The 6,269-nt window shown below is 46.1% G+C and carries 6 protein-coding genes; 2 read left to right on the top strand and 4 right to left on the bottom strand.

Features of this window, described 5'->3' with window-relative positions; genetic code table 11:
• From QTO00_RS12540 to QTO00_RS12525, 4 genes are all read right to left on the bottom strand, one after another.
• On the bottom strand, window positions 1–657 hold a 657-nt coding region (locus tag QTO00_RS12540; RefSeq protein WP_331425108.1), incomplete at its 3' end, for a L,D-transpeptidase family protein.
• The gene (gene phrB, locus QTO00_RS12535) at window positions 658–2,079 is read right to left on the bottom strand and encodes a deoxyribodipyrimidine photo-lyase (protein ID WP_331425107.1); all 1,422 of its coding nucleotides are present in this window, start codon (window positions 2,077–2,079) and stop codon (window positions 658–660) included. It lies immediately after the preceding gene.
• Between the two features lie 9 nt (window positions 2,080–2,088).
• Window positions 2,089–2,877: a MerR family transcriptional regulator gene (locus QTO00_RS12530; protein WP_331425106.1), complete on the bottom strand. Its 789-nt coding sequence runs from the start codon at window positions 2,875–2,877 to the stop codon at window positions 2,089–2,091.
• Window positions 2,867–3,820 (bottom strand): YbgA family protein, encoded by a 954-nt coding sequence (locus QTO00_RS12525; protein WP_331425105.1) that lies wholly within the window; start codon window positions 3,818–3,820, stop codon window positions 2,867–2,869. Before QTO00_RS12525 ends, QTO00_RS12530 begins: the two co-directional genes overlap by 11 nt.
• A 352-nt stretch (window positions 3,821–4,172) precedes the next feature.
• On the opposite strand from QTO00_RS12525, the gene deoD reads away from it, so the two are divergent.
• Together deoD and QTO00_RS12515 are read left to right on the top strand one after the other, a co-directional pair.
• Window positions 4,173–4,883: a purine-nucleoside phosphorylase gene (gene deoD, locus QTO00_RS12520; protein ID WP_331425104.1), complete on the top strand. Its 711-nt coding sequence runs from the start codon at window positions 4,173–4,175 to the stop codon at window positions 4,881–4,883.
• 60 nt (window positions 4,884–4,943) lie between these two features.
• The coding region (locus QTO00_RS12515) for a lactate dehydrogenase (RefSeq protein ID WP_331425103.1) at window positions 4,944–6,269 on the top strand (1,326 nt) is incomplete at its 3' end.

The raw sequence follows: 6,269 nt of genomic DNA, 5'->3' as shown, positions 1-6,269 counted from the left end.
AACTTGAGCAAACAGCCATTCGATATCTTTAGGCTCCATCCGAATACAACCCGAGCTCACCCTTAACCCAATACCGAAATCTTTGTTGGTGCCGTGAATAAGGTAATCTCCCACCCCATGAGCCAAGCGCAGAGCATACTCACCGAGCGGGTTGTCTGGTCCAGCAGGAACCACTGCCGGTAACTCGATACCTTTGGCAAGGTAGTCTCTACGAATCGAAGCAGGAGGCGTCCATGTTGGGTTTGGACGTTTCTGGCTAATGGTGGTTTCCATTTCTGGTGTATCGCGCCCTACTCGACCAATCCCTACCGGAAAAATCTGCACTTCATTGCTGTGTTCAGGAAAGTAATATAGGCGAAGTTCAGCAAGATTGATCACAATACCTTTGCGCTCAACATTGGGCAGGATAATCTGCGTTGGTATAGTCAGTACGTAATCGACTTTAGGCAGGAATGGGTCAATACCTTTGTTGGCCGCCATTAACGATAAAAAACCAACGTCGTAATGCTTAGCTATGTTTGCCAACGTCTCGCCCTCTTGAACCTGATGGAACTGAGTTCGACCGACAATACTACTGCCTTCGACAGGCAACTCATAAGTGGCAGCGAGCAGCGGAGCACTGAAAAAACACATTAATGCAAGAACCGTACGCACCATTTATACTTCCTTGGCTTGTTTATAGAGACTTAAGGTTATCTCTCTTTCGGTCTTGTGATCAACTATCGGCTTAGGATATGCCAAGCGATCACTCTCAACCCACTTCCAAGGTTGATGAATATACTTATTTGGCACTTCACGAATTTCAGGTACCCATCGACGAACAAACTCTCCTTCACCGTCAAACCTCTCTCCCTGCGTAATTGGGTTAAAGATACGAAAGTAGGGCTGGCCATCACACCCCGTTGACGCGCACCACTGCCAGCCACCATTATTGGCGGAGTAGTCACCATCAACAAGCCGAGACATAAAGTATTGCTCACCAATGCGCCAATCCACATGGAGATCTTTAACGAGGAAACTCGCCACTATCATCCTCAAACGGTTGTGCATCCAACCCGTCTGGTTTAACTGGCGCATCGCTGCATCAACAATCGGATAACCTGTATTGCCGCTTTTCCACGCGGAAATGGCCTGCTCAGAGTTGCGCCAAATGAGGTTGTTCCCCCAATCAGTAAAGCTTTCTCCTTTGCTAAGCTTAGGTTCAAAATAGCTTAAATGCTGGTAGAACTCGCGCCAAATCAACTCACTTTGCCACACCTCTCGCCCACCCGTTAAAGGTAAGGGTTGAGTGTACATCACTCGTGCTAAACACTGCCGAACGGATAGCACACCTATGGCAAGGTATGGAGACAAGGCACTGGTGCCGTCAATAGCAGGGAAGTCGCGTTGCTGCTGATACTGCTCCACTTTGCTCCGGTCAAACTCTCGCAAAGATTTGATTACCTGCTTAGTTTGTACCGGATAGCGCCCACTTGATACGCGTGGATAAGCAAAGTTTGACTGCGGAGAGAGCTCACTTACGAGATCTAAATTAACCAATTTGGCAGCTTCTACTTCTAATGGCTGAATTTGGGACACATTAAGAGGGTGGCGGTAGAGTTTTTCTAAATAAGCACGCTTAAAGGGTGTAAAGACCTTGAAGTACTCACCTTGCTTGTTGAATACACTTCCCGGCTTGAGCGCGCATTTATCATCGAACTGGTGGCACTCTATACCTGCTTCAGTAAGTTGTTCTGCTAAAAAAGCATCTCGATTTTGTTCATTGAGCTCATACTCTTTGTTGATGAAAACGCCGCTAGCCGCTTCTCGTTCAGCAACCTTCGCCACAAGCTGAGCCGCAGATCTAAATGTCTCTACCTCTGCGTAATAAAGAGGAATATTGTTGCTGTGCAGATCACTTTGTAGCTCAAATAACCTTCTGTAAATAAGATCTGCCTGCATTGGAGCGAGTGAGTGTTCTGTCCAAGTTTCTGGCGTTGCTATGTATAAAGCAACCACTGGTTCTCCACTCTCACAGGCTTTCGTTAAGGCAGTATTGTCCTCGACACGTAAATCTCGGCGTAGCCAAACTAGTTTCACAACGAATCCTTACTCTTCGATTGAATTTGATAGCAGTACTTGCCCAGAAAACGACGCCTTTATTTTGTCAATGGCAACCATTTGGCTAGCACTCATTGGACGCGAGCTGTTGATTGCCACCGAGGTATAAGCACTTAAGCCCTGATGCTCTACTAATCCAGTAAGATCTTCTATGCCGTTGACTATCACTAGATTCATCCCCGACTCCGCAAGCTTCAGTGCCCATAAGCGAGCAGTGACATCATTATGCGTATCGCAGTTGATGAACAGACACTTCCCTTTTCGAGCGGTTTTACTTTCAGCATCAATTATTGAGTTGATACGTGTCACTATGATCGAGTCCATCATGCCTTTTTGCAGCGTACGGAGACCAAACCGAACTACAGATAAAGCCTTCTCAGCAGGCTGAATAAACTGTTTTTCTACGACTTCCAGGGGATACTCTTTAAGTACCGTAGAGAGAATAGACTCCGCTTTGCCACTGTTAAGATCAGCGAGCGCTTGTAGGAAGTCATTGACTTCATCAAGCTGAGTAATGGTGTACTCGCCTTGGTTTTTGCTCGGTTCGTCAGACGCCAGTAGCTCTTTTACCTTACCAATCGGCACACCTTTGCTGAGCCAACCCTGAATATCGCCTATGAGAGCAATATGCTCGTCGGTATAAAGCCTGTGACCTTTCTCGGTTCTCTGAGGCTGAACTAAGTTGTAACGCCTTTGCCATGCGCGCAACGTAACAGGCTTAATGCCCGTTATCTCAGACACTTCACGAATGGCATACAGCCTTTTCTCATAACCCATAACGTAAACGTAACTCCTGTGGGTGCGGTTGTAGAAACGCTTGATCCTCAAGGTAAGCATCTGGATGCGTTGCTAAATAGTGTTTGATCAGTGTCAGTGGTGCGAGTAGAGGAAGCACTCCCACGCGGTAATCTTCGATCACTTGTCTTAACTCTTTCTTCTGTGAGCGGCTAAGCTCACGCTTAAAATAGCCTTGTAGATGCATCAACACGTTAGTGTTGTTTTTTCTACTGGCACGATTTGCAATTGCGGCCATCAGACCTTCACGATACAACTGGTAAAACTCATTGATGTCGTAATCTTTTACATTCGCCACCAACTTACCCAACTCTTTATAGGAGGCTGGATGGTGAGCCATTAGCGTCAGTTTGTAACGAGAATGAAACGCAACGATTTTGCCGCGAGTAGGCTCGTCGCCCATCGAGTCATAAAAATCTCTCAGTGTATAAACGCGAGTAATAAAGTTCTCTTTAAGCACCGGATCATTGAGTCGACCATCCTCTTCAACCGGTAGCCAAGGCATGGCTTTCATTAGTTCATTGGTATAGAGGCCAACGCCTACGTTCTCAGCACTGTTCTTTTTGTACACTTTTACTCGCTCCATGCCGCATGTTGGCGACTTGGCACAAACGATGTAACCACATAGCTGCTCTTTTTCTAAAGACGCCACTTTCTGCTTTGAATAGTCAACAACCTTTTGCGTGTGCTCTTTAGTGGGATCTTTGGTTTCAACCAACGCAATTCTGTCTTCGTTAGACATTAAGCGAATGGTAGGACGGGGAACTGGCATTCCTGAACCCACTTCTGGGCAGATTGGCATAAATTCGAAGTAGGGCGTCAACTCTTTGGTGACGAACTTACTAATCTTATGTCCTGAGTCAAAGCGAACGCGCTCGCCTAACACACAAGCGCTAATTCCGATTTTAATTGGCTGCTGATCCATGGTGAGCTCCCTTTTTATTAAGGCTATACAAAAACACTTCTTGTATAACTTTTTATAGCACAATCTCGAAATCCTGTACGAAAATTTAATTTGTACAATTTGATATAGGAGTACGTAGCAAAGCCTTTTTTGGTTCACTCACGAAGCAAACGTTTTTACGAATCGATTGCCCATTCACTTTCAACACAATTAGTTATCAACAGACAATTAATGCACCAAACCGCCCCCTTTTGTGACATACTTCTCATGGTCTATGCGCTGTAATAGCTAGTATTGGCTCAAGCGATTTTTCAAAATCAACATAATTAGTAATCAGCAGTTCATATTACTAATATTTTTTGGAGTAATAACTATGGCAACCCCACACATTAACGCACAACCAGGTGATTTCGCTGAAACGGTTTTAATGCCAGGCGACCCACTACGCGCAAAATACATCGCAGAAACGTTCCTAGACGATGTGAAGCAAGTATGTGACGTTCGTAACATGTTCGGCTACACAGGTACTTACAAAGGTAAGAAAGTGTCTGTAATGGGTCACGGTATGGGCATCCCTTCATGCTGTATCTATGTTCACGAGCTAATCGCAGAATACGGTGTGAAAAATGTAATCCGTGTAGGTAGCTGTGGTGCAGTACGTGATGACGTGAAACTAATGGACGTAGTTATCGGTATGGGTGCTTCTACAGACTCTAAAGTAAACCGCATTCGTTTCAACAATCACGATTTCGCAGCAATTGCTGACTTTGGCCTTTTAGAAGAGTCAGTTAAACAAGCACGTGCTCAAGAAGTACCTGTTAAAGTGGGCAACGTATTCTCTGCTGACCTGTTCTACACACCAGAAGCTGACATCTTCGAGAAGATGGAAAAACTTGGCATCTTAGGTGTTGATATGGAAGCCGCAGGTATCTACGGCGTAGCAGCAGATCTTGGCGCTAAGGCTCTGACTATCCTTACAGTGTCAGACCACATCATCCGTGGTGAAAAACTCAGCTCTGAAGAGCGTCAAAAGTCGTTCAACGACATGATGAAAGTGGCATTAGAAACTGCTATCAACATCTAGTTTCATTCCTTTCGCCACCGAACCTAGTTTGGTGGCCAGAATAATCCCGAGGGGGAGATAGTGACAGCCGGCCAACTGCCAAAGGAAGCGAACGGGTTACAGCTCAACTTTTGTAAAACATTGGCGTGTGACAACTTTGGATTGAGTGATGCACATCGTTACGTTGTGCAGCATGCGAACCCTAAGCGACCTGCGATGGTTTGCCGTGAATGTGGCGCTTTCCCCCCCTTACTTAACAACCAAGAAGTCCTTAACGAGCTTCATCGCCTACGTCAACTTCATAGTGATGGGCTGCCTGCTTGTCGAAACGACGAGTGCGAAAACTTTGGCCTTTCGGTCCATACCCATAAACACCTCTACCATGCTTTTGGCTACAGTGGCGACCGTCAACGTTATCGCTGTAAATGTTGTCAATCGACCTTTGTCGACAAATGGTCTGGAGCAAACAAAAAACTCCATTTTCAAGAAAACCTCCTTGGTCTGCTTTTTATGGGCTATTCGGTGCGCGAGATTTGCCGCAAGCTAGAAATCAACCCAAAGACGTTTTATGACCACCTTGACCATATTGCCAGTCGATGCCGCCGTAAGTTAGCCATGTTCGATGCCCGTTGGGTTAATCACGCTGAAAGCTATCAACTGGCGTCTTACTATGTACCTCTTCAACCGAAAAGCAACAACGGGGTGCTGTGGATGGCGACGGGTGAAGCCCATAGTGGTTATATCCTCTGCCAGCACGTCAATTACTCCTCTGATGAAGAGCCTATTGGCTCCGTGGATCACAATCCGTACCAATTCCCAGCTCGATTTGTCTCTCATGATCACTCATCTGAAGCAAATCTTCCTGTTCCTCCTCCTTCTCCTATATTGAGAGAGCGAATCGACGAAAAGTACCAGACTATACTCGCAAGGGGCAACGTCGAAGATCCGATGGGCAACCTAACGGTATTCAATTATCCGTCGAAAGGTGCGTTAATCCGTCCACCATACACGTCCTATGCTCATTTCCTACACGTGCTCGATATGTGTAAAGACGATCGGCAAGTTTCAATCTACTTGCCGCAAGACCCTGTTCTACGCTCCGCAGCACTGAGCGTCTGCTTGCCACGCCTTCAGCGTCAAAAAGCCGACCTTTTGTACGTTGAAGAGGATAGCAATTGGGGAAATAACAACGATTTCGATAAAGTTGATATTGTTCATATGGGCTGGTGGCGTGATCGCTGGGCCATCGCGACAACCAACAATGCTTCAAAAGGCATTTGCTACCTCGCAGGGCAGAACAATCCACCAAGACAGTGGCTACGCAAGGCTTCCATCAAGCGAACTCAATTCTATCAAGTAAGATTTCAGACTCTATTTGAGAGTTTCATCAACGAGCCAAGACGCAAG

This window comes from Vibrio sp. M260118 (genome assembly GCF_036533755.1).
Taxonomy (GTDB): domain Bacteria; phylum Pseudomonadota; class Gammaproteobacteria; order Enterobacterales; family Vibrionaceae; genus Vibrio.
This window is presented reverse-complemented; position numbering and strand designations above follow the sequence as displayed.

Bases quoted from the DNA above. Each gene is read 5' to 3' on its own strand.
- QTO00_RS12530 (WP_331425106.1), bottom strand. From the start codon at position 2,877: ATGGGTTATGAGAAAAGGCTGTATGCCATTCGTGAAGTGTCTGAGATA.
- QTO00_RS12525 (WP_331425105.1), bottom strand. From the start codon at position 3,820: ATGGATCAGCAGCCAATTAAAATCGGAATTAGCGCTTGTGTGTTAGGC.
- deoD (WP_331425104.1), top strand. From the start codon at position 4,173: ATGGCAACCCCACACATTAACGCACAACCAGGTGATTTCGCTGAAACG.